Below are 23,164 nucleotides of genomic sequence, written 5' to 3' on the forward strand. Positions count from 1 at the left end.
CATAAAAAGCAGCATTTACTTGCAAAAGATATACAATTTAAGCAGCAATACCTGTGTTAGTATCAAATTAACTTGAAGCCTAACAGGATGTCCCTGGGTTTCAGCACAGGATTAACAGGAATAAAAGGGGGTCGTACACTATGCAACTCACTCGTCAAACAGACTATGCCATACGTGTACTTATGTTCCTTGGGGTGCAGCAGTCTGACGAACTGGTAACCATTAGCGATATTGCGCATCATTTTGAGATTTCGCGCAACCACCTGATGAAAATCGTTCATAAACTGGGCCAGCTGGGTTATATCCAGACTGTGCGTGGAAAGTATGGCGGCATGCGCATCAATATGGAGCCTTCAGAGGTATCCATTGGAAAAATGGTACGGGATTTTGAAACATCCCTGGAGATTGTGGATTGTGACAAACTAATCTGTCCTCTGACAGGTGCATGTGACATGAAACCTATGTTGAAAAAAGCGCGGGATGCCTTTTTAGCTGTGGTGGATGAATATACCTTAAAAGATCTGCTGAAAAACCCTGCTGATATTCGTAATCTTCTGGGCTTGGATCTGAAGGAGGGCGAACTGCCTATCCAGGTCATGGCTGCTTCTTAATTAAGCTTTAATCTAGCCCCCACCGCTACTTCGTCAGACAGAGCCGTGTTGAATGTTAGACTCAACACGGCTTTTTTCGGTTATAAATAGGAATTGAATGGGTTTTTATCGTTAAAGGTTGAAAGTTATTGGCCTTTAGTTACCTGTTCGTCCAGTTCGCTGCAGATGCGGTCCTGCAACTGGCGGCATAGTTCTGGATCACTGATCGCTTTCAGGTGGCGGTCGGTAATCACAAAAATATCCTCTACCCGTTCACCCAAGGTGACAATCTTGGAGTTGAGCAGGTTAATATCCATCTCAACAAAGATGCGACCGATGCGAGCGAGCAGGCCGGGACGATCAGGGGTTAATACTTCCAGCAGGGTGCGCTGAGTCTGAGGATCTGTACTGATCGTCACCTGAGTTGGCATGGTGAAGTGCTTCATCTGGCGTGGTGTGCGACGTTGCACAATATCGCTGTAGTCTGCCGGGTCATCCAGTTCTTCGATCAGGATCTCTTTGATCTGCTTGATACGTTCCGGGTCGCGAATCGGCTCGCCATTGTGTTCAAGCACAATGTAGGTATCCAGGCTGTAGTTGTTGCTGGAGCTACTGATGCGTGCATCGTGAATGTTTAAGTTGAGCTGTTCCATCGCTGCCACGGTGGCTGCAAACAGATGAGGTTCTTCCTGGGTATAGATAAACACCTTGGTGCCGCCCACCTGCTCAACTTTATTAGGATTGGTCACCAATACTAATGGCAGGTTAGGGTCTTTATGTTGCAGGATTTGCTCTGTCTGGAAGGCGATCTCCCGTGCGGTATCCTGTAAAAAGTAATCTTCGCCCAAGGTGTTCCACAGTGGCCAGATTTTGGTTTCTTCTACGCCCCATTTATGCAGCAATGCCAAGGCATCTTTCTGGGTTTCTTCGATCCACTCTTCGCGTTCTACAGGATTTTCCAGGCCGCGGCGCAGTGCGCGTTTGGTTTCCACATAGAGTTGCTGTAGTAAAGTGGCTCTCCAGCTGTTCCAGAGATTGGGATTCGTCGCGTTAATATCAGCAACAGTCAGCACATATAGGTAATTCAGGCGCGCTTCGTCACGAACAATCAGGGCGAATTCCTGAATGATCTCCGGGTCGGAAATATCTTTCTTTTGTGCTGTTACAGACATTAATAGATGATGCTCTACCAGCCAGCTCACCAGGCGGGCGTCATACTTGCTCAGATGATGACGCTCGCAGAAAACTAAGGCGTCTTTTGCGCCTAGTTCAGAGTGGTCGCCGCCTCGCCCTTTGCCGATATCATGATAAAGTCCGGCGATAATCGCCAGCTCGGGTTTTGGCAGGCGGTGGATGATTTGGGCGGCAAATGGAAACTCTTTCCGCGCTTCCTCTTTCTGGAACTTATGCAGGAATTTTAAGAGCAGTAGAGTGTGAGCATCAACGGTGTAGATATGAAACAGATCATGTTGCATCAGACCAATGGCATAGCCGAACTCCGGTAAATACTTGCCTAAAATGCCGTAGCGACTCATGCGTCGCAGTTGTCGTGCGACATTGTTGGGGCTGCGCAGAAGCTCCATAAACAGTGAGGAGTGGCGGATATCCTGACGGAAGCTTTCGTCGATCAGGTGGCGGCAATCCCTCAACAGGCGAATCGTTGAGGCTCGTACACTTTCGATCTGAGGGTTTTCTGCCATGAGCAGAAAAATTTCCAACAAGGCAAAAGGGGTCTGTTCAAAGACCCGGCTATGAGTCGCTTCTATTTTGCGATTAACGATCTGAAAGCGTTTGTTTAGCGGGACGATTTCTGCTACGTGTTGAGATTGCAAAATAGCGTCGTCAAAGTGCTGCATCAGTACGTCGTTGAGTTCGGTTAGTGACATTACGACACGGTAGTAGCGGCGCATAAACTGCTCAACCGCCAGGCGTTCATCGTTATCCACATAACCAAAGAGCTCGGCCAGGGTGCGCTGATGATCAAACAGTAGGCGATCTTCGGCGCGTTTGGCGGTCATATGCAGAGCATAACGCACCTGCCATAAGAATGCCTGCCCCTGTTCCATAATGCGTACTTCAGATTCGGTAAGAAAGCCTTCCTTCATCAGACCTTCCAGAGTGTGGGTGCCAAAATGGCGTTTCGCCACCCAGCCGATCATCTGAATATCCCTTAGGCCACCCGGAGAGCTTTTGATATTCGGCTCAAGGTTGTACACATTATTGTTGTACTTATAGTGACGTGTGATTTGCTCCTGCCATTTGGCTTCGAAGAACTCACTGCTGCTCCACATTTTGTCTGTATCTAAGCGGTGCACCATCTCTACACGCAGGCTATCAGGCCCAATAATGGTGCGGTTTTCCAGCAGGTTGGTTGCGACAGTAATGTCAGCTTTGGCTTCTCGCTCACAGTCACTGAGAGAGCGGACGCTATGGCCGATATCCAGGCTGATATCCCACAGGAAGGTAACAAACTGCTGCAGATTCTCCCGGTAAGGGGTGTCATCATCATCGCGCAGTAAAATCAGCAGGTCGATATCGGAGTGAGGGTGGAGCTCGCCACGGCCATAACCGCCGACCGCCAGTAGACTGACGTTATTGTCTGGCCATTCGTACTGTTCCCAGGCAACGCTGAGCAATTGGTCAATAAACCAGGCGCGCCCATGCACCAGATCCCTGATATCTGCGCCGTCCATAAATCTCTGGTTAAGCTTTCCCTGGGCGGTCTGAATGGCTTGCTTGAATAAAGTAATCGCAGACCGGGCGTTGCTGAGCTCCTGTCTAAAGGCGTGCTTGTTAAACAGTGAAGGATCGGGCTCAAACTCATAGGGTGTTAAAGGCATGGGCAATTAAATCCGTTACAGATCGGTTTCTTCTTGGCGCTTAGTCAAAATTTCACAGCCATCTGCAGTAACCAGAATGGTGTGCTCATACTGGGCTGACAGGCTGCGATCTTTAGTGACCACGGTCCATTCATCTTTCAGGGTTTTGCAGTGACGCTTGCCTGCATTGATCATTGGCTCAATAGTCAGTGTCATGCCTTCTTTTAAAGCAAGACCTGTTCCAGCTTTGCCGTAATGGACAACTTGAGGTTCTTCATGAAAGCCTTTGCCGATACCGTGGCCGCAGTACTCTCGGACCACAGAGAAGCCAAAGGATTCAGCGTGTTGTTGAATCACTGCCCCGATATCTCCCAGAGTGGTGCCTGGACGAACAATTGCCAGAGCTTTATACAGGCATTCCTGGGTCACTTGACACAGACGGCGGGCCTGAACCTTGGGTTCGCCAATGAGAAACATCTTACTGGTATCACCGTGGTAGCCGTCTTTGATTACGGTGATGTCCACATTAATGATATCGCCGTTTTTCAGAATTTTGCTTTCGCTGGGAATGCCGTGGCAAATTACCTGATTGACGGAGGTACAGATAGATTTAGGGAAGCCATGGTAATTCAGTGGCGCAGGAATCGCATTCTGCACATTGACAATATAGTCGTGGCAGATACGGTTTAGCTCTTCAGTGCTGATCCCCGCTTTTACATGGGGCTCTATCATCTCCAGAACCTCGGCGGCCAGCCGGCCTGCCACGCGCATCTTTTCGATCTCTTCGGGTGTTTTGATAATTACAGTCATGTCGTTGGTATCTGAAAATTATTCTTGAGTAACTTTAAGAATCAGTATCAATCAGGTAATGGCTATCGGTCTGTTGTTTAGTCTTGCCACTCGTATGCTGTGCATCGCTGGATGAGTATTTCGGATATCAACAGAACCGGATAGCGCAGGCAGTGTTCAATACTTTGCAAAATAACCCGTGATGTTAACCCTTATTGCTTTGCTGTGGGAGAGGGGAGAGGGGATTAATTAATCAAATGTCGATAATTAGCTGGAGTTTTTTTCATCCTAACAGGGAAAATGGTGCTTATTTTGTCTCTGTCAGGCTCGTTTCTTTATATTATAGTAAATCTATGGTATAAAGCCGCCCGCCTGTGTGATTCAACGAGCTGCTCCGAGCTGGTTTTTACTATCTACGAGTAATCGTGTTTTATTGCAGGTTAATCTTAAATTAAACGACACACATATACCGGCACGTAGTTCTGGGTGCCTGGAGATTCTTTTTTTCTCTGGGTTGGACTATGGGGTGTATGGAGGTTTAACCCTAATTAGGAGTCAAAATGTCTCAAGTTTCTATGCGTGATCTGCTGAAAGCAGGTGCTCACTTTGGTCACCAAACCCGTTACTGGAACCCAAAAATGTCCAAGTTCATTTTTGGTGCTCGTAACAAGATCCATATCATCAACCTGGAGCACACTGTTCCTGCGCTGAATGATGCTCTGAGCTTTGTTGAAAAGCTGTCTGCTGGCAAAAACAAGGTACTGTTTGTTGGTACTAAGCGTGCTGCAAGCAAGGTGATCAAAGAAGAAGCGACTCGCGCTGGCATGCCATACGTTAACCACCGTTGGTTAGGTGGTATGCTGACTAACTACAAGACTATCCGTCAGTCTATCCGTCGCCTGCGCGATCTGGAAGCTATGCAGAACGATGGTACGTTCGACAAGCTGACCAAAAAAGAAGCTCTGATGAACACTCGCGAAATGGCCAAGCTGGAGCGTTCTATCGGTGGTATCAAAGACATGGGTGGTCTGCCAGACGCACTGTTTGTTATCGATGTAGATCACGAGCGTATCGCGATCAACGAAGCAAACAAGCTGGGTATCCCTGTAATTGGTATCGTTGATACTAACAGCAACCCAGATGGTGTTGATTTCGTTGTTCCTGGTAACGACGACGCGATTCGCGCAATCCAGATTTACGCTCAAGGTGTTGCAAACGCATGCCTGCAGGGTAAAGACGGCGCTGTTAGCGAAGACGAATTCGTAGAAGTTAGCGAAGAGTCTGCAGAGTAATATCTGTTGTCATACTCGGCTGTTATTTTAATAACAGCAACAGTTAACTCTGCATAAGGGGGCATTAGCCCCCTTTTGCAAATCCAGTTTATTTATATTCAGATCAAGAGGTTATAGTCATGGCTGCAATCAGCGCATCTATGGTAAAAGAACTGCGTGAGCGTACGGGCCTGGGCATGCTGGAGTGCAAAAGCGCTCTGAGAGAAACAGACGGCGATATCGAACTGGCAATTGAAAACCTGCGTAAGTCCAGCGGTATGAAAGCGGCTAAAAAAGCAAGCCGTGTTGCAGCTGACGGCGCAGTAGCGACTAAAGTAGCTGAAGATGGCAGCTACGGTATCGTTCTGGAAGTGAACTCCGAGACTGATTTTGTTGCTCGTGACGACAACTTCAAAGGTTTCGTTGACGCTGTTGCGACTAAAGTATTCGAAACTAAAGAAACTGACATCGCTAAGCTGATGGAAGGTGAGCTGGAAGCAGCGCGTGAAGCTCTGGTTCAGAAGATCGGTGAAAACATCTCTGTACGTCGTGCAGCAGTTGTTGAAGCTCCGGAAGGTGGTCTGGTAGGTGCATACGTACACGGTGGTCGTATCGGTGTACTGTCTGTTCTGACTGGCGGTAACGACGAAGTGGCTAAAGACGTTGCAATGCATACTGCGGCGGCTAACCCTCGTGTTGCTCTGCCTGCAGATATGCCAGAAGCTGAGCTGCAGAAAGAGAAAGAGATCATCATGGCGCAGCCGGATATGGAAGGCAAGCCAGAAGAGATCAAAGAGAAAATGGCTATGGGTCGTGTGAAGAAATTCCTGGCAGAAAACAGCCTGGTAGAGCAAGCTTTCGTTAAAGATCCTGCTCAAACTGTTGGTGCATACGTTAAAGCTAACGGCGGCGAAGTTGTATCTTTCACTCGTTTTGAAGTGGGTGAAGGTATCGAGAAAATTGAAGAAGACTTTGCTGAGGAAGTACGTAAGCAGGCTGGCCTGGCTTAATTCGTTCTTTCTGAGTGCTGATAATGGCGTGTGTGGCGAAAGTTGCACGCGCCATTATTATGATATACCCCCGCTTTTTTTGACCCCTTTATTTTTGCTTGCCGGAGACCGCGAATATGCCTGCAAATGACAAATCATCTCAATACAAACGTATTCTTTTGAAGCTCAGTGGCGAAGCCCTGATGGGTGAGCAAAACTTTGGTATCGATTCCGCTGTATTGAACCGTATGGCGCTGGAGATCGGTCAGCTGGTGGGGATCGGTGTGCAGGTCGGTCTGGTTATCGGTGGTGGTAACCTGTTCCGTGGTGCAACCCTAGGTGAGGCGGGGCTGGATCGTGTGACTGGCGACCATATGGGCATGCTGGCTACCGTAATGAACGGTCTGGCAATGCGTGATGCACTGGAACGTGCCAATATCCGCACCCGTGTGATGTCAGCGATTCCGATGAGTGGTGTGGTGGAGCATTACGATCGTCGTACCGCAATCCGTTATATGACATCCGGAGATGTGGTAATCTTTAGCGCCGGTACTGGTAATCCGTTCTTTACCACAGACTCTGCCGCCTGTTTGCGTGGCATTGAAGTCAACTCTGATGTGGTGATTAAGGCCACGAAGGTAGACGGGGTTTATGATAAAGATCCGGTTAAATTCGCAGACGCTGTGAAATATGATCGTCTGAGTTATGATAGTGCTCTGGAGCAGAAGCTGGAAGTGATGGATCTGACAGCGATCTGCTTGGTGCGTGATCATAACATGCCGGTGCGCGTATTTGATATGAATAAGCCAGGCGCGTTGCTGAACCTGGTGGTTGGTGGCGACGAAGGCACATTAATTGATAGAGGGTAATTCTGTGATCAATGAGATTCAAAGCGATGCAGAACAACGGATGAAAAAGAGCGTGGAAGCTCTGACTCATGCATTTGCTAAAATCCGTACAGGCCGTGCGCATCCCAGTATTCTGGAAAGTGTAACGATTGATTACTACGGTGCTCAGACGCCTCTGAGCCAGGTAGCCAATATCAACATCGAAGATGCTCGTACCCTGAGTATCCAGCCTTGGGAGCAGCAGTTGGTTCCAGCCATTGAGAAGGCGATTATGAAGTCTGATCTGGGCCTGAATCCAAACTCTGCCGGTACGGTAATTCGCGTTCCTATGCCTCCTCTGACTGAAGAGACCCGTAAAGGTTATATCCGTCAGGCGCGTCAGGAAGCCGAAAACGGTAAGGTTGCAATCCGCAATATCCGTCGTGATGCCAATAGCTCAGTTAAAGATCTGCTGAAAGAGAAGGAGATCACTGAGGATGAAGAGCGTCGCGCTGAGGACACTATCCAGAAACTGACTGACAAATATGTCGCAGAAGTGGGTGTCGTTCTTGCTGCAAAAGAAAAAGACCTGATGCAGGTCTAATGTCTCCCGCGCCCATCCTTTGATGGGCGCCTTTGTGTTGCCTTTTCATGGATTCCAAAAAAATTAAAAATATGCCACGGCATATTGCCATCATTATGGATGGTAATAACCGATGGGCAAAAAAACGTTTTCTTCCAGGTGTTGCAGGCCACAAAGCTGGAGCGGATGCTGTTCGCGCTGTGATCCGTGCCTGTATGCAGCAGGGTGTTGAAGCATTAACCCTATTTGCTTTCAGCAGTGAGAACTGGCAACGACCGGCTCAAGAGGTGAACGCCTTAATGGAGCTGTTTCTGTTGTCCCTGCGTCGGGAGATTAAACAGCTACACAAGCATAATATTCGCTTGCGGATTATTGGCGAAAAGTCAGGCTTTAGCAGTGACATTCAGCAGGCCATCGCTGATGCGGAAACACTGACGCAAGATAATACCGCTTTACAGTTAAATGTTGCTGCCAACTATGGCGGGCGCTGGGATATTGCCCAGGCGGCCCGTCAGTTGGCGCAACAGGTGGCAGAGGGAACACTGCAGCCTGATGACATTACAGAAGAGCAGCTGAGCCGGATGGTTTCACTGCATGATTTACCTGCTCCCGATCTCTGTATCCGTACCGCCGGAGAGCAGAGAATCAGCAATTTCCTGCTTTGGCAGTTTGCCTACACTGAGTTTTATTACAGCGATTTGCTGTGGCCTGATTTTCGTGAACAGGCGTTAGTGGAGGCTATAGAAGATTACAGTGGTCGCCAAAGGCGCTTTGGTAAGACCAGTGAGCAGGTTGAAGGAAAAGTTGATGCTTAAACAAAGAATTATAACTGCGTCTATTTTAGCGCCTTTGGCCCTGTGGGGACTGTTTGGTCTGGCTGATGGTTACTATATTTTATTCGTCTCCCTCATTGTCCTGATAGCTAGCTGGGAATGGGCAAACTTGTCGGGTGCCGATAAAATCGGCTGCCTGCTTTACCCTGCTTCTGTCGGTGTGCTGTTGTTAGGTTTGAATGCTGTCAGAACTGATACGCTGGGCCTTGTTATTCTCTCCATATCAGCTATTGGCTGGCTCTTTGCTTTTCGCTTTGTCAGGCAGTATCCCGATAAAAAACGCTGGGCAGGGGTGATGCGCAGGCTCTTGATGGGCTTGGCTGTACTGGTACCTTGCTGGGTTGCCTTTGTTGAACTGAGAACCAGTGAGTGGCTGGGTAAAGAAGCGCTTCTTTATATCTTGTTGCTGGTATGGTGTGCGGATATTGGGGCTTACTTTGCGGGTAAAAATTTTGGCAAACAGAAGTTGGCACCTAAGGTCAGCCCCGGTAAGACTCGGGAGGGGGTCTATGGCGGCATGCTGGCTACTGGTGTGTTGGCAGTACTGGCGGGATCATATTGGCAGCTTAGTTTCAGCCAGGTTGTTATTCTTGTGCTGGTGACTCTGCTGGTTACTGCTGTATCTGTGCTGGGTGATCTATTGGAAAGTATGGTGAAGCGGTTTAGGGGTATTAAGGACAGCAGTAATTTACTGCCAGGGCATGGTGGGGTGATGGATCGTATTGATAGCCTGACTGCGGCAGCGCCTATTTTTGTTCTAAGTCTGAAATTAACCGGTTTGAGTTTATGAGTGCTGTCAAACAGATCTGCTTGCTTGGCGGTACAGGTTCCATCGGGCAGAGTACCCTGGATATTATCGCTCGCCACCCCGGGCGCTATCAGCTGTTTGCGGTATCTGGTTTTAGCCGTGTGGATCGTTTGGCTGAGATCTGTCAGACCTTTAAACCGGTTTATGCTGTGGTGCCTGACAATAAAGCACGTACTGCTTTAACGGCTAAAATTACGGGCCTGGATACCCAGGTTTTAGTAGGTGCAGAGGCGCTGGAAGAAGTTTCCCGTGCACCAGAGGTGGATACCGTGGTAGCCGCTATTGTTGGTGCGGCAGGTTTATTGCCGGCGTTGGCAGCAGTTAAAGCCGGTAAGCGCATCCTGCTGGCCAACAAAGAAGCTCTGGTGATGTCTGGTCAGTTGTTTATGGATGCGGTAAAGGCCTCTGGTGCCGAGTTGCTGCCTATTGACAGTGAGCACAATGCGATATTTCAGTGTTTACCTGAATTGGGCACTCATTTTGAGGCTGGTAGCCTGCCGGATCGGGGGGTGCGTCAGATTCTTCTGACGGCATCGGGGGGGCCTTTTCGCACTTTCTCTGCTGCTGCGCTTGAGCAGGTCACTCCTGAGCAGGCCGTGGCTCATCCGAACTGGTCCATGGGGCAAAAAATATCTGTTGATTCTGCTACCTTGATGAACAAAGGTCTGGAGTTGATTGAAGCCTGTTGGCTATTTGCGGTACAGCCACAACAGATTCAAGTGGTGGTGCATCCGCAAAGTATTATCCATTCTATGGTCTCCTATAATGATGGCTCTGTGATCGCTCAGATGGGTAACCCTGATATGCGCACACCAATCGCCTATGGCCTGGCCTGGCCGGAACGTATCGATGCCGGGGTTGGGCCGTTGGATCTTTTTCAAGTGGCTCAGCTGGACTTTGAGCCCGCTGACGAGTCCCTGTTTCCCTGTTTGCGTTTGGCAAAAGAGAGTTTCTGTCAGGGGGGGACCGCTCCGGCAATTTTAAATGCGGCTAATGAAATCGCTGTTGAGGCCTTTCTGCTGCGACATATCGGTTTTACCCAGATAGCTCAACTATGTGAACAGGCATTAGAAAGCCTGGAGTCTCATTCAGCGAACTCACTTGAGCAGATTCTTGCGGATGATCGCTGTGCCCGCGACTTTAGTCGGCGTTGGCTGGAACGTTTGCCTGTATCCGGTATCAAAGCGCATTAATAAGAATTTAAGGGCTGCACTATGAGCGTTTTGCATACGGTTCTCTCTCTGATCGTCACGTTGGGCATTCTGGTCACCGTGCATGAATATGGCCATTTTTGGGTGGCGCGTCGCTGTGGTGTCAAGGTGCTGCGCTTTTCCGTGGGCTTTGGCAAACCACTGTTTAGCTGGCGTGACAAACAAGATACGGAATACGCAATTGCCTGGATTCCTTTAGGTGGTTACGTCAGTATGCTTGACGAGCGTGAAGCTCCAGTAGACAGCCGGGATCTGCATCGTGCTTTTAACCGCCAATCTGTGTGGAAGCGCATTGCTATTGTTGCTGCCGGTCCCCTGGCGAATTTTCTGTTAGCGATTGTAACTTACTGGGTGTTATTTGCTTCCGGTACGACTGTACTGGCGCCTGTGATTGGTTCTGTAGAAGAAAACTCTGCTGCGGAACGTGCGGGCCTGCCGTCGCAATATGAAATTATCTCCGTTGATAGTGAGCCTGTACGCAGTTGGCAGGAGGTAGGCTTGGCTATGTTGGCTCGTGTGGGAGATACCGGGGAAGTAACGCTGGGTCTACAGGAGTGGCAAGGCTATCGTCAGGAAGAGGTGAGGATACCCATTGAGCGTTGGCTGACCGGTGAGCAGGAGCCGAATCCGTTATCCGACTTGGGTGTGACACCCTATCGCCCTGCTATACCGGCTGTTATTGGTCGTGTGATTGAGGGTGGTGCTGCCCAAGCCGCAGGTTTGCAGGTTGGCGACAGGATTCTCAGTGCCAATGGCGAAGCGGTAAAAGATTGGCCTCATTGGGTTCAGTTAGTACAAGGTGCGGCAGACAATAAGCTGGAGCTGAATCTGGAGCGTGATGGCAGTCAACAACAGTTGGTGTTAATACCGAAGAGTAGAACTCAAGGTGATGGCCGGGTTATCGGTTATATTGGTGCTGCTGCTCAGCCTGGAGAGTGGCCGGAGGGCATGGTACGTTCAATCAATTATGGGATCATTGAGTCTGTAGGTCAGGCTACGGTGAAAACCTGGGATATGATTGGCTTGACCTTAGACTCAATTCGTAAAATGATTGTTGGCCTTATTTCGGTTGATAATCTGAGCGGCCCTATTACGATTGCCAAGGTGGCCAGTGATTCTGCTAAAAGTGGTCTGGAAAGCTTTTTAATGTTTCTGGCCTATATCAGTATTAGTCTAGGCGTTCTGAATCTTCTGCCTATTCCTATTTTAGATGGCGGACACCTGTTATTTTACCTGGTGGAAGCGGTTACGGGACGTGCTGTACCGGAAAAAGCACAGCAGTTTGGGTTACGCATCGGCATGGTTCTGCTGGGCAGTCTGATGTTAATTGCTTTTTATAACGATTTGATGCGCCTGTAACAGGCGCTTTATGGATAAGTTAGCCATGAAGTCTTGGAAAAAACGATTGTTGCCGGTGTGTATTTCGGCCGTTTTATCAGGCCTGCCGGTATCAGCGTATTCGGCCAATTATGTATTTGATGATCTTCTGGTAGAAGGTTTGCAGCGGGTGACATCGGGCGAGGTATACAGTTCTTTCCCAATCAAACCAAAGGTTACTGTGACTAAAGAGGAGTTAGTTGCGGCAAGTAAGCAGTTGTTTGCTACGGGCTTATTTGACGATGTGAGCCTGGAGCGGGATGGTTCCCTGTTGCTGTTGGTTGTGAAGGAGCGCCCTTCGATTGACAAGATTCATATCAATGGGAATGACAAAATCAAGGATGAACAACTTGAAGCTGGTTTGGCGCAATCCGGTCTGAAAGAGGGGCAGATTTTTCAGCGGGTTGCTCTTGAGCAGGTAGAGTTGGATCTTGAGCGCATGTATCACGCTCAGGGACGCTATAGTGCCAGTATTAACACTGAAGTGGAAACACTGCCGGGTAACAGGGTGGTCCTGAATGTTAATATCAATGAAGGCGATGTTGCGACTATTCGTCATATTAACTTTACCGGTAATGATCGTTTTGACAATGAAGAGTTGATGAAGCGCTTTGAGCTGGAGCCTAAACAGCCCTGGTCACTGTTTTCCTCTGCCAGTCAATATTCCCAACCTAAGTTGCAAGGGGATTTGGAGCGTTTGCGTAATTGGTATCTGGATAGGGGATACCTGAAGTTTAATACTGACTCCACGCAGGTTTCGGTCAGCCCGGATCGTTTGGATATTTATGTCACGGTCAATGTCACCGAGGGTGATGTTTATAATATACGTGAGATCAAACTTGCAGGTGATCTGGTCGTTGATCCTGATGAGATTTTAGACCTGGTAGAGTTGGCACCTGGTGAACCTTTTTCTGGCACCAAGCTGGAAAATACCCGGGAAGCCATTCGTAAACGTTTAGGTAAAGAAGGTTTTACGTTTGCCAATGTTACTTCTATTCCAGAAGAGCATGACGATCAGACGGTCACTCTGACCTTTGCGGTCTCCCCAGGTAAACGAACTTACGTACGTCGTATTAACTTTACTGGCAATGTCACCACTAAAGATGAGGTGCTGCGCCGTGAAATTACTCAGATGGAAGCGGGATCTGCTTCCACCGATGCGATTAAAAATTCCAAGGTGCGCCTGGAACGTTTGGGCTATTTTAAAAACGTTCAGGTGGAAACACCACGGGTACCTGGTGTTGATGACCTGATTGATGTGAACTTCTCTGTAGAAGAACAGCCATCCGGCAGCTTGAACGCATCAGTCGGTTACTCGGAAAACAGCGGTATTATTTTCGGTGCAGGCGTTAAACAGAACAACTTTTTGGGTACCGGTAACAATGTTTCCTTCTCGGTGAATAAGAGTGACTCAGTTCAGAAAATGGATATATCTGTGCTTGATCCTTATTTTACATTGGACGGAGTGAGCCGGGGTATCAGCGTCTTCTATCAGGAAAGCGATCTGGAAGAGGAAGATATCAGCGGCTTCTCCACCGATTCCTTTGGTACCAAAATGACTTTTGGCTACCCGATTTCTGAAACGGCTCGTTTAGGCATGACTGTCGGTGCAGAAAATATCAAGGTGCATACAGGGGATGAACCTGTAGCAGAAGTACTTGATTTTATCGCCACTGAGGGTGATCAGCACACTGCATTTAAGATCGGTGGTTTTATGACCGATAACCGCCTTAACCGGGGGGTGTTAGCCACAGCAGGAAGTTATCAGCGCTTATCGGCTGAAGTGACGATTCCTGGCAGTGATATGAACTTCTATAAGATTGATTATAAAGGGCGTTATCTGCATGCCTTCAATGATGACTTTTCATTGAAATTCCGTACAGATTTAGCTTATGCGAATGCCTTTGGTAATAGCAATCAGCTACCGTTTTATGAGCACTACTTTTCGGGTGGCCTGGGTTCCGTTCGTGGTTTCGAGGCGAACTCTCTGGGGCCGATGAGTACCCCAACGGTTGACGGGGATGACCCCAGTGCATTTGGCGGTAACGTCCTGATCGAAGCGGGCATTGAGCTGATCTATCCATTGTGGTTTATTGAAGATCGCAGCTCGTTACAAACGACAGCCTTTATTGATGCCGGTAATGTTTTTGCCACTAAATGCAGTTCCGTATCTGAAAACTGTACCAAAGGTATTGAGTTGGATGAGTTAAGGATGTCTGTCGGTGTCGGCTTAACCTGGCTTTCCCCAATCGGACCGCTTGATTTTAGTATTGCAAAACCTATAAATGATAAGTCTGGAGATGATACTCAGTTCCTCCAGTTTAGTATCGGGCAAACTTTCTGATAACCAAGGATTAAAATGATGTTTTTAAAGCCTTTTTTAAAACGTTATGTTGGGGTTTTATTGCTGAGTCTGCTGCCAGGGTTTGCTATGGCTGCTGACCAGACAATTGCAGTATTGGATTGGCGTGCTGCACTTCTGGGGACAGAACAGGCTAAAAGTGAGTTTGAAAAAATTCGTAACTCTTTGAGTGGCGATGAAAAAGAGATTCGTGAGCTGGCAGAGCAAGCACGCAAACTGCAGGAACGCCTAAAAAAAGAAGCTGACAAGCTGAGCGATGATGATAAGCGTCAACTGAGTAAAGAGATCCAGGAGAAGGCGGAAGAATATCAGTTCCTGGGGCAGCGCCTGAAAAAAGAACAGCGCCAACAGCAGGAAGCTTATATTCGTAATGCTCGTTTGATGCTGGATGATGCGGTACGTGCAGTCATTGAAAAAGCAAAGATTGATCTGTTACTTGATCGTCAGGCGGTGACTTTTGTTAAACCTGAATTGGATGTAACTCAGGCGGTAATCAAAGAACTGAACGTACTACAGAAAAAGGGTAAGTAAGCGTGCCAAACGCCTATCGCCTGCAAGAACTGGCTGATTTGTTAGATGCCGAGATTTCCGGTGATCCAGATTACCTGATTACAGGTTTGGGGACATTGGAAACAGGTCGGTCAGGGCAGCTGAGTTTTTTAGCCAACAACAACTATCTGAAATATCTGTCGGCGACTCAGGCCGGAGCTGTATTGCTAAAGGCTGAGCTGGCGCAGCAGTGCCCCACTCATTGCCTGTTAGTGGACAATCCTTACGTGGCATTTGCAAGGGTCAGTCAACTGTTTGACCCTATGGCAAATGTAACGGCGGGTATTCATGATTCTGCCGTGATTCATCCTACTGCTCAAATCTCAGATGATGTCACGATTGATGCTGGTGTGGTTATTGATGCCGGTGTTGTACTGGCAAAGGGTTGTGTTATCGGCGCTAATACGGTTATCGGCAGGGATTGTCAATTGGGTGAGGGGTGTCACTTGCATCCCAATGTGACACTTTACCACGGCGTCACTTTAGGTCAGCAGGTCAGGATACACAGCAGCGCTGTTATTGGTGGCGATGGTTTTGGTTTCGCTAATGAAAATGGTAATTGGATCAAGATTGCTCAGCTGGGTGGTGTTATCATAGGCGACCATGTCGAGATAGGTGCAAATACCAATATTGATCGTGGTGCTTTGGATGATACTGTAATCGGCAATCAGGTGATTATCGATAGCCAGGTACAGATTGCCCATAATGTTAAAATAGGTGATGGCACCGCGATTGCCGGTTGTGTTGGTATAGCAGGTAGTTCACGAATAGGACGTTACTGTCTTATTGGTGGAGCGTCTAATATTGCAGGGCATATTAGCATCTGTGATGGCGTGACTATCACTATGGCAACCAGTGTAACAGGCAATATTACCCGTAAAGGTAGTTACTCATCAGGTACTACGGCGGTATCAACTCCGCAATGGCGTAAAAATACGGTGCGTTTTGCTCAACTGGATCAGTTAGCTAAGTCTGTGCGTAAGCTGGAAAAACAGGCTGGATTGAAAAAAGCTTCTGAATAAGCATTTAATAAGAGATTTATATACGCCTGCGACCCGGTATGGTGCGCAGGCTTTTTTGAGGTTGAATCAATGGTAATGGACATTAACGAAATTAAAGAATATCTACCACACCGCTACCCTTTCCTATTGGTGGATCGTGTTGTAGAGCTGGAACTTGGCGAGTCCATTGTCGCCTATAAGAATGTTACCGTTAATGAACCTTTTTTTAATGGCCACTTTCCTCATCATCCGGTCATGCCTGGCGTACTGATTATCGAAGCGATGGCGCAGGCTGCAGGTGTGCTGGGCTTTAAAACTATGGATAAGAAACCTGCAGACGGAAGCATTTATTACTTTGTTGGCAGTGATAAAGTACGCTTTAAGCGTCCTGTAACACCGGGTGACCAGCTGAAGCTGGAGGCCAGTGTGATAGGTAAGCCTCGTCGTGGAATCTGGCGCTTCGAATGCCGTGCTACTGTTGATGGCGAGCTGGCTTGTGAAGGGACAATTTTGTGTGCAGAGAGAGCCCTGTGAGTTTAATTCACCCCACAGCAATCATAGATCCATCGGCGGTAATCGCCGATGGTGTAGAGATTGGGCCCTACTCTATTATTGGGCCCGATGTCGAAATCGGCTCTGGTACCTGGATAGGACCCCATGTGGTGATCGCGCGACTGACCACCATCGGCAAGGGGAATAAGATTTACCAGTTTTCATCAGTAGGTGAAGATTGTCAGGACAAGAAATACGCTGGTGAGCCGACACGTCTGATTATTGGCGACAATAATGTGATTCGTGAAGGTTGTTCCCTGCACCGTGGTACGGTGCAGGATAACGGTATTACAGTGATCGGCAATAATAATTTACTGATGACCTGTGTGCATATCGCTCATGATTGTGTCATTGGGGATAACACCATTATTGCCTCCGACGCGGCCATTGCCGGCCATGTGAAAATTGATGACTGGGCGATTGTGGGAGGCGCTTCTGCAATTCATCAGTTCTGTCATATCGGTGCTCATGCCATGTGTGGTGGCAGCACCTATGTTTCCAAAGATATTCCGGCTTATCTGATGGTTACTGGCAATCCTGCACAAGCTCACGGTATGAATGTTGAGGGCTTAAAGCGCCGTGGTTTTAGCTCAGACAGTATCAGTGATCTGCGTAAAGCCTATAAAATGGTCTACCGACAGGGTTTGCGCTTGGAAACGGCTATTGCTGAGATTGAATCCGGTGATGTATCGTCTGAGCTGCAGGTATTTGTTGACTCTTTAAAAGCATCGACCCGAGGCATTGTTCGTTAAGCCGCTTTATGATGACATCACCTGCCTCCCCTGTTAATCCAGTCTTATCTGTGTCTGATACTCATATACCCGCCTCAGGCAAACCGTTGCGCATTGTTATTGTAGCCGGTGAATTGTCAGGGGATATCCTGGGGGCTGGCTTGATAAAAGCACTCAAACGAAAATACCCGGATGCGGAATTTTTGGGTATCGGCGGTCCTCGCATGCAAGCAGAAGGTTTTGTCAGTCACTGGTCGATGGACCGCCTTTCTGTGATGGGGCTGGTGGAAGTACTGGGGCGACTGCGCGAACTGTTAAGTATTCGTAAAGAAGTACGTGATCTTTGCCTGCGGGAAAAGCCGGATCTGTTTATCGGTATCGATGCACCGGACTTTAACCTGACGCTGGAAGGCTGGGTGCGTGAAGCCGGTATTCCTGTGGTACATTACGTTTCACCTTCTGTGTGGGCTTGGAAGCAGGGGCGATTGAAGAAGATTGCCCGCTGTGTTGACCATATGCTGACACTGCTGCCTTTTGAACCAGATTACTACCATAGATTTAATATCCCCGTGACCTTTGTTGGTCACCCTCTGGCCGATGAAATTTCACTGGATGTTGATCAAAAAACTGCTCGCCAGCAGCTGGGTTTACCTAGTGGTATTCCTGTGCTTGCGCTGTTGCCTGGTAGCCGTAGCAGTGAAGTGAAATACCTGGCTGAGCCTTTTATTCAGGCCGCTCAGCGGTGCTGCCAGCAACTGGATAATCTGCAAGTGGCTGTGCCTTGTGCCAATGCCAGGCGCAGGGAGCAGATTGAACAGCAGCTGGATCAGATACCGGCTGATATCCGTCGTCGTATCCGACTCTATGATGGTCAATCCCGTGAGATAATGGCCGCATCCGACGCCGTACTGTTGGCTTCAGGTACCGCCGCGCTTGAAGCGATGCTAATGAAGAAGCCCGTGGTTGTGGCTTATAAGATGGCGGCACTGAGTCATGCCATTATCAGCCGTATGCTGAAAGTGGATTATGTTTCTCTGCCGAATCTGATTGCCAATGAGGCATTGATTCCTGAATTGATTCAGAGTCAGGTAACATCAGAAAATCTCAGTCGCGAAATGCTGGACAGACTGACGCAGCCGGAAAAATATCAACCGTTGGTGGATCGTTTTTATCAGATGCATCATGATCTGCGCCGGGATGCCAGTGTGAAAGCCGCCGATGCTGTTGAGTCAGTGCTTCTGGGTACTGCAGTTAAAAACCCTACACCGGCAGATTAAGGTATTTGCGTTAACTATTGTTATTTAGGCAAACTCATTTCGTTCACTTCCCAGGCTTAACGGCAGATAAAATCCGCGATGGCAAAGACAAAAGCACAAACTCGCTCCCAGTCAAAAGCAAGCGCTAAATCTAAAACAAGCACCAAGGCAAAAATGGATTTCCCACCTTTGGAAATTCCGTACCAAGGTATTCTTCTGGCCGGTGTCGATGAGGTAGGGCGAGGCCCCTTAGTAGGCTCTGTGGTCACCGCAGCTGTTATCTTAGATCCAGAACAGCCGATTGAAGGTCTGGCCGATTCCAAAAAACTGTCAGAGAAGCGCCGTGAAGTGCTTTTCGATGAGATTCAGCAAAAGGCTTTGGCCTGGTGTATTGCGGAAGGCACGGTGGAAGAGATTGATCAGATTAACATCCTGCATGCCACCATGCTGGCAATGCAACGAGCGGTGGCAGGCCTGAACCCTGCTGCTGAATTTGTGCTGGTCGATGGCAACCGTTGCCCTGAACTGCCGTGTCCTTCGATGCCGGTCGTAAAAGGTGATGCCAGGCATGCAGCCATTAGTGCAGCCTCTATTCTGGCTAAGGTGTATCGTGATCGACAGATGGCCGAGTTGGAAAAAGAATACCCAGGCTATGGCTTTGCTAAGCATAAAGGCTATCCTACTAAGCAGCATTTTACCGCCTTACAGGAGCTTGGGCCAACCCCGCATCATCGTCGCTCCTTTAAACCGGTACAGATGCAGCTGCTTTAATCGCGTGTTTGTTTATTGCTTTTTATGAGCTTTTAGAGCCGCTGCTAAGCTATTTTTACACCCTTTAAAATTGATTTATCACTCCGAGACTAGTCATGGCTCCCTCATTTATTCACCTGCGTGTGCATACCGAATACTCCCTGGTTGATGGCCTGGTACGTATTAAAAAACTACCGGGTAAGCTGGAAACGTTGCAGATGCCTGCGATTGCCATCACCGACGAATCGAATATGTTTGCGTTGGTGAAGTTTTATAAAACCATGCAGGGCAGTGGCATTAAGCCTATTTCGGGGGCCGATATTTGGGTAGAAAACCCGGACGATCCGGTGAAGCCTTATCGCATGACCTTGCTGGCTATGAATGATGAGGGGTATCGCAATCTGACAGAGTTGGTCTCACTGGGCTATCTGAAAGGTCAGCATCAAGGCCGTAATATTATGCAGATGGCCTGGATCGAAGAGAAGGCATCAGGCTTGCTGGCTTTGTCGGGAGCGAAAGAGGGTGAGGTCGGTCGTCAACTGCTGGCAGAACACTATGATCAGGCTAAAGTTGCCCTGGAAAAGTGGATGGGTATTTTTCCTGGTCGTTTCTATCTTGAGTTGCAGCGTACCTTCCGTGCCGGTGATGAAGAGTGTTTGCACGCTTCCGTGCAGTTAGCTGAACAGTTCCAGTGCCCTGTTGTTGCGACTAACGATGTGCGCTTTATCGAAAAAGAGGACTTCTGGACCCATGAAACCCGGGTATGTATCGGTGAAGGTCGGGCGCTGGATGATCCTCATCGTAATAAAAGCTATTCCGAAGAGCAGTATCTGAAGTCAGCTGAAGAGATGGCTGAGTTGTTCTCCGATATCCCTGAAGCGTTACAGAACAGTGTCGAGATTGCCAAACGTTGTACGATCAATGTACAGCTGGGTAAATATTTCCTGCCGGATTATCCGATCCCGGAAGGGATGACCATGGATGAGTTCTTCCGTAAGGTGTCTCACGATGGCCTGACCGAGCGTCTGAAAACCCTGTTTGATGTCAACGCACCGGACTTTCCCGAGAAAGAAAGAATCTACCGGGAGCGGCTGGATTTTGAGCTGGAAACCATTCTGTCCATGGGGTTCCCGGGTTACTTCCTGATCGTAATGGACTTTATTCAGTGGGCGAAAAATAACGGCGTGCCCGTAGGCCCTGGCCGGGGTTCCGGTGCCGGTTCTCTGGTGGCCTACGCCCAGAAGATTACCGATCTTGATCCTCTGGAATATGACCTGCTGTTCGAACGTTTCCTGAACCCGGAACGTGTGTCCATGCCTGATTTCGATATCGACTTCTGTATGGATGGCCGGGATAGGGTGATCGACTATGTGGCAGACCACTATGGTCGTGATGCGGTCTCTCAGATTGCTACCTTCGGTACTATGGCAGCGAAAGCGGTAGTGCGTGATGTGGCCCGTGCTCAGGGCAAGCCTTATGGTCTGGCTGATAAGCTTTCGAAAATGATCCCATTTGAAGTGGGCATGACGTTATCCAAAGCGATTGAGCAGGAAGAGGTCCTGAAAGAGTTTATCGCCAATGATGAAGATGCCGCGGAAATCTGGGAGATGGCACTGCGTCTGGAAGGCACGGTGCGGGGAACCGGTAAACATGCCGGTGGTGTTGTCATTTCACCGACAACCCTGACCGACTTCTCGCCCGTCTTCTGTGAAGAAGGCGGTGGTGGTCTGGTCGCTCAGTTCGATAAGGATGATGTAGAGGCGGCTGGTCTGGTGAAGTTTGACTTCCTGGGGCTGCGAACTCTGACCATCATCGATTGGGCGGTGAAGATGATTCACCAGAAGGAGGGGAATACTGAGTTCAATATCGATTTTATTCCTCTGGATGATAAGCCGACTTTTGATCTGTTGCAGCGGGCAGAAACCACCGCAGTATTCCAGCTGGAATCCCGTGGTATGAAGGATCTGATTAAGCGTCTGCTGCCCAGCTGTTTTGAGGATATCATCGCTTTGGTGGCCCTGTTCCGTCCGGGGCCGCTGCAATCGGGTATGGTGGATGACTTTATCGACCGTAAGCACGGCCGGGCAGAAATGTCTTATCCTCACCCGGATTACCAGCTACCCAGTTTGGAGCCGGTACTGAAACCCACTTACGGCGTTATTCTGTATCAGGAACAGGTGATGCAGATCGCTCAGGTGATGGGGGGGTACAGTCTGGGTGGTGCGGATTTGCTGCGCCGGGCCATGGGTAAGAAAAAGCCTGAAGAGATGGCAAAACAGCGCTCGGTATTTTTAGAGGGCTGTGAAAAAGGCGGTATCGATCTTGATCTGGCAGGCAATATCTTTGATCTGGTAGAAAAGTTCGCGGGTTACGGCTTTAACAAATCCCACTCGGCGGCTTACGCCCTGGTGTCTTACCAGACCGCTTATCTGAAACAGCACTACCCAGCCCCCTTTATGGCCGCCGTACTCTCTACGGAGATGCAGAACACCGATAAGGTGGTAACGCTGGTCGAAGAGTGTCGCAATATGAAGCTGCCATTGACGCCTCCTGATGTGAATGCTGGCGACTTTAAATTCTCGGTTAATGATGACGGTGAGATCGTTTATGGCCTGGGTGCGATTAAAGGTGTGGGTGAGGGCCCGATTGAAGCCATTGTTGAGGCCCGTAGCCAAGGCGGGCCGTTTGTTGATCTGTTTGATTTCTGTGAGCGCACCGACTCCCGTAAGTTGAACAAGCGCACCTTGGAAGCTCTTATTCGCTGCGGTGCACTGGATAAACTGGGACCTGATGTTGAGTCCTGGGGAGCTAAACGGGCCATTATGATGGCCAGTCTGGAAGATGCACTGAAGTCGGCGGTACAAAGCAGTCGTAATGCTGATATTGGCATGATGGATATGTTTGGTGAACTGGAAGCGGAAGTGGATAGCAATCCGTATGCTGATCACCTGAATGTGCGTGAGTGGACCGATAAAGAACGCTTAAAAGGCGAGCGTGATACGCTGGGCCTGTATTTGACCGGTCACCCGTTTGATGAGTATGAAACAGAAGTACGGCGTTTTGCCCGTCAAAAGTTGAGTGAGCTGGCAGCCAGTCGCGAAGTACAGAAACTGGCGGGTCTAGTGATTGATATCCGCACCATGAAGAGTAAAAAGGGTGATACTATCGCTTTCGTCACTCTGGATGACCGATCTGGCCGTACTGAGGTCTCGGTTTTTGGTGAACTTTATGAAGCCAATCGTAACTATCTGCAGAAGGATCAGCTGGTCGTGATCGAAGGCGAAGTCAGCTTTGATGACTATTCTGGCAGTCTGCGTGTGCGTGCAAAGGGTGTGACCGGCCTGTTAGAGTCACGGGTTCGTTACAGTAAAGGGCTGCGCTTAAGCTGGCGTCAGCAGGAGTTGAGCAGTAAGAGTTTAGACTTGCTGAAGAGTAAGCTCCAGCCGTTTACTGTATCGAACCCAGAGCAAGGGGTGCCTGTTGAAATCGACTATTACCGCCCTGATGTTGAGGGGCGGGTAAAACTTTCTCAGCATTGGCATGTCATACCCAGCGATGAGTTGATTTACAGTTTGTACGATGGCTTTGGCTTACAAAATGTCCGTCTGAGCTATGGCGACTGACCACTGTTAAACTGGTAAAGGTAAATAGGCGGATCAGTCGGGCTGTTCCGTCACAGGCAGAGGTTTTTTTTACCCTGTCTTTGCCGTACTATTACCGGCTTAAATATTTCTGGCTCAAAACGGTTTGCTGTTTGAAACGGTGGGCGTTGGAGCCTGATTTTACCTGATTCCATTTGTGGGCGTGGGTGGTATGTATCACACGGTCACAAGATGACATTCGCTGCTGAAGTCGATCTTCAGCAG

The 23,164-nt window shown here is 48.8% G+C and carries 19 protein-coding genes; 17 read left to right on the forward strand and 2 right to left on the reverse strand.

All coding sequences use genetic code 11. The annotated features are described in order from the left end of the window. The first annotated feature begins 140 nt into the window (after nucleotides 1-140). Nucleotides 141-611, forward strand: a complete 471-nt coding sequence (locus H579_RS23810) for an Rrf2 family transcriptional regulator (protein ID WP_051227205.1) — start codon at nucleotides 141-143, stop codon at nucleotides 609-611. A gap of 125 nt (nucleotides 612-736) precedes the next feature. Here H579_RS23810 and H579_RS0101480 read toward each other — a convergent pair whose 3' ends face one another. Further along, nucleotides 737-3,430 (reverse strand): [protein-PII] uridylyltransferase, encoded by a 2,694-nt coding sequence (locus tag H579_RS0101480; RefSeq protein ID WP_028299187.1) that lies wholly within the window; start codon nucleotides 3,428-3,430, stop codon nucleotides 737-739. Nucleotides 3,431-3,445: 15 nt separating this feature from the next. Beyond that, the gene (gene map, locus H579_RS0101485) at nucleotides 3,446-4,219 is read right to left on the reverse strand and encodes a type I methionyl aminopeptidase (RefSeq protein WP_028299188.1); all 774 of its coding nucleotides are present in this window, start codon (nucleotides 4,217-4,219) and stop codon (nucleotides 3,446-3,448) included. A gap of 539 nt (nucleotides 4,220-4,758) precedes the next feature. Between map and rpsB the strand changes: the two genes are divergently transcribed. The 16 genes from rpsB to dnaE all read left to right on the forward strand — a co-directional run bounded on the left by rpsB (nucleotide 4,759) and on the right by dnaE (nucleotide 22,921). After that, a complete protein-coding gene (rpsB, locus tag H579_RS0101490) occupies nucleotides 4,759-5,490 on the forward strand; it encodes a 30S ribosomal protein S2 (RefSeq protein ID WP_028299189.1) in 732 nt (243 codons plus the stop codon). Between the two features lie 119 nt (nucleotides 5,491-5,609). Further along, the gene (gene tsf / locus H579_RS0101495) at nucleotides 5,610-6,479 is read left to right on the forward strand and encodes a translation elongation factor Ts (protein WP_028299190.1); all 870 of its coding nucleotides are present in this window, start codon (nucleotides 5,610-5,612) and stop codon (nucleotides 6,477-6,479) included. A gap of 116 nt (nucleotides 6,480-6,595) precedes the next feature. After that, complete coding sequence (pyrH, locus tag H579_RS0101500; RefSeq protein WP_036565016.1) at nucleotides 6,596-7,327, forward strand: UMP kinase; 732 nt, start codon at nucleotides 6,596-6,598, stop codon at nucleotides 7,325-7,327. A 4-nt stretch (nucleotides 7,328-7,331) separates the two neighbouring features. Further along, complete coding sequence (gene frr, locus H579_RS0101505) at nucleotides 7,332-7,889, forward strand: ribosome recycling factor (protein ID WP_028299192.1); 558 nt, start codon at nucleotides 7,332-7,334, stop codon at nucleotides 7,887-7,889. A gap of 47 nt (nucleotides 7,890-7,936) precedes the next feature. Continuing rightward, nucleotides 7,937-8,683 carry an undecaprenyl pyrophosphate synthase gene (locus H579_RS0101510; RefSeq protein ID WP_028299193.1) on the forward strand — a complete coding sequence of 249 codons (747 nt, stop codon included), beginning with the start codon at nucleotides 7,937-7,939 and terminating at the stop codon, nucleotides 8,681-8,683. Continuing rightward, nucleotides 8,676-9,491, forward strand: coding sequence for a phosphatidate cytidylyltransferase (locus tag H579_RS0101515; protein WP_028299194.1), 816 nt, complete (start codon nucleotides 8,676-8,678; stop codon nucleotides 9,489-9,491). The genes H579_RS0101510 and H579_RS0101515 overlap by 8 nt, the downstream gene beginning before the upstream one ends. Continuing rightward, nucleotides 9,488-10,702, forward strand: coding sequence for a 1-deoxy-D-xylulose-5-phosphate reductoisomerase (gene ispC, locus H579_RS0101520; RefSeq protein ID WP_028299195.1), 1,215 nt, complete (start codon nucleotides 9,488-9,490; stop codon nucleotides 10,700-10,702). The genes H579_RS0101515 and ispC overlap by 4 nt, the downstream gene beginning before the upstream one ends. Before the next feature lie 21 nt (nucleotides 10,703-10,723). Beyond that, nucleotides 10,724-12,079, forward strand: a complete 1,356-nt coding sequence (gene rseP, locus H579_RS0101525; protein WP_028299196.1) for an RIP metalloprotease RseP — start codon at nucleotides 10,724-10,726, stop codon at nucleotides 12,077-12,079. A 25-nt stretch (nucleotides 12,080-12,104) separates the two neighbouring features. Then, nucleotides 12,105-14,441: an outer membrane protein assembly factor BamA gene (bamA, locus tag H579_RS0101530; RefSeq protein WP_084623797.1), complete on the forward strand. Its 2,337-nt coding sequence runs from the start codon at nucleotides 12,105-12,107 to the stop codon at nucleotides 14,439-14,441. 15 nt (nucleotides 14,442-14,456) lie between these two features. After that, nucleotides 14,457-14,990: an OmpH/Skp family outer membrane protein gene (locus H579_RS0101535; protein WP_084623787.1), complete on the forward strand. Its 534-nt coding sequence runs from the start codon at nucleotides 14,457-14,459 to the stop codon at nucleotides 14,988-14,990. Nucleotides 14,991-14,992: 2 nt separating this feature from the next. Continuing rightward, nucleotides 14,993-16,030, forward strand: coding sequence for a UDP-3-O-(3-hydroxymyristoyl)glucosamine N-acyltransferase (lpxD, locus tag H579_RS0101540; RefSeq protein WP_028299199.1), 1,038 nt, complete (start codon nucleotides 14,993-14,995; stop codon nucleotides 16,028-16,030). A 69-nt stretch (nucleotides 16,031-16,099) separates the two neighbouring features. Continuing rightward, complete coding sequence (gene fabZ, locus H579_RS0101545) at nucleotides 16,100-16,543, forward strand: 3-hydroxyacyl-ACP dehydratase FabZ (protein ID WP_036565019.1); 444 nt, start codon at nucleotides 16,100-16,102, stop codon at nucleotides 16,541-16,543. Further along, a complete protein-coding gene (lpxA, locus tag H579_RS0101550) occupies nucleotides 16,540-17,313 on the forward strand; it encodes an acyl-ACP--UDP-N-acetylglucosamine O-acyltransferase (protein ID WP_028299201.1) in 774 nt (257 codons plus the stop codon). The genes fabZ and lpxA overlap by 4 nt, the downstream gene beginning before the upstream one ends. Before the next feature lie 8 nt (nucleotides 17,314-17,321). Next, complete coding sequence (gene lpxB / locus H579_RS0101555; RefSeq protein WP_245583192.1) at nucleotides 17,322-18,569, forward strand: lipid-A-disaccharide synthase; 1,248 nt, start codon at nucleotides 17,322-17,324, stop codon at nucleotides 18,567-18,569. A 78-nt stretch (nucleotides 18,570-18,647) separates the two neighbouring features. After that, nucleotides 18,648-19,319, forward strand: a complete 672-nt coding sequence (rnhB, locus tag H579_RS0101560) for a ribonuclease HII (RefSeq protein ID WP_084623791.1) — start codon at nucleotides 18,648-18,650, stop codon at nucleotides 19,317-19,319. Nucleotides 19,320-19,414: 95 nt separating this feature from the next. Next, complete coding sequence (gene dnaE / locus H579_RS0101565; protein ID WP_028299204.1) at nucleotides 19,415-22,921, forward strand: DNA polymerase III subunit alpha; 3,507 nt, start codon at nucleotides 19,415-19,417, stop codon at nucleotides 22,919-22,921. The last annotated feature ends 243 nt before the right edge of the window (nucleotides 22,922-23,164 follow it).

Source organism: Oceanospirillum beijerinckii DSM 7166 (genome assembly GCF_000422425.1).
GTDB classification, from domain to species: Bacteria; Pseudomonadota; Gammaproteobacteria; order Pseudomonadales; family Halomonadaceae; genus Oceanospirillum; species Oceanospirillum beijerinckii.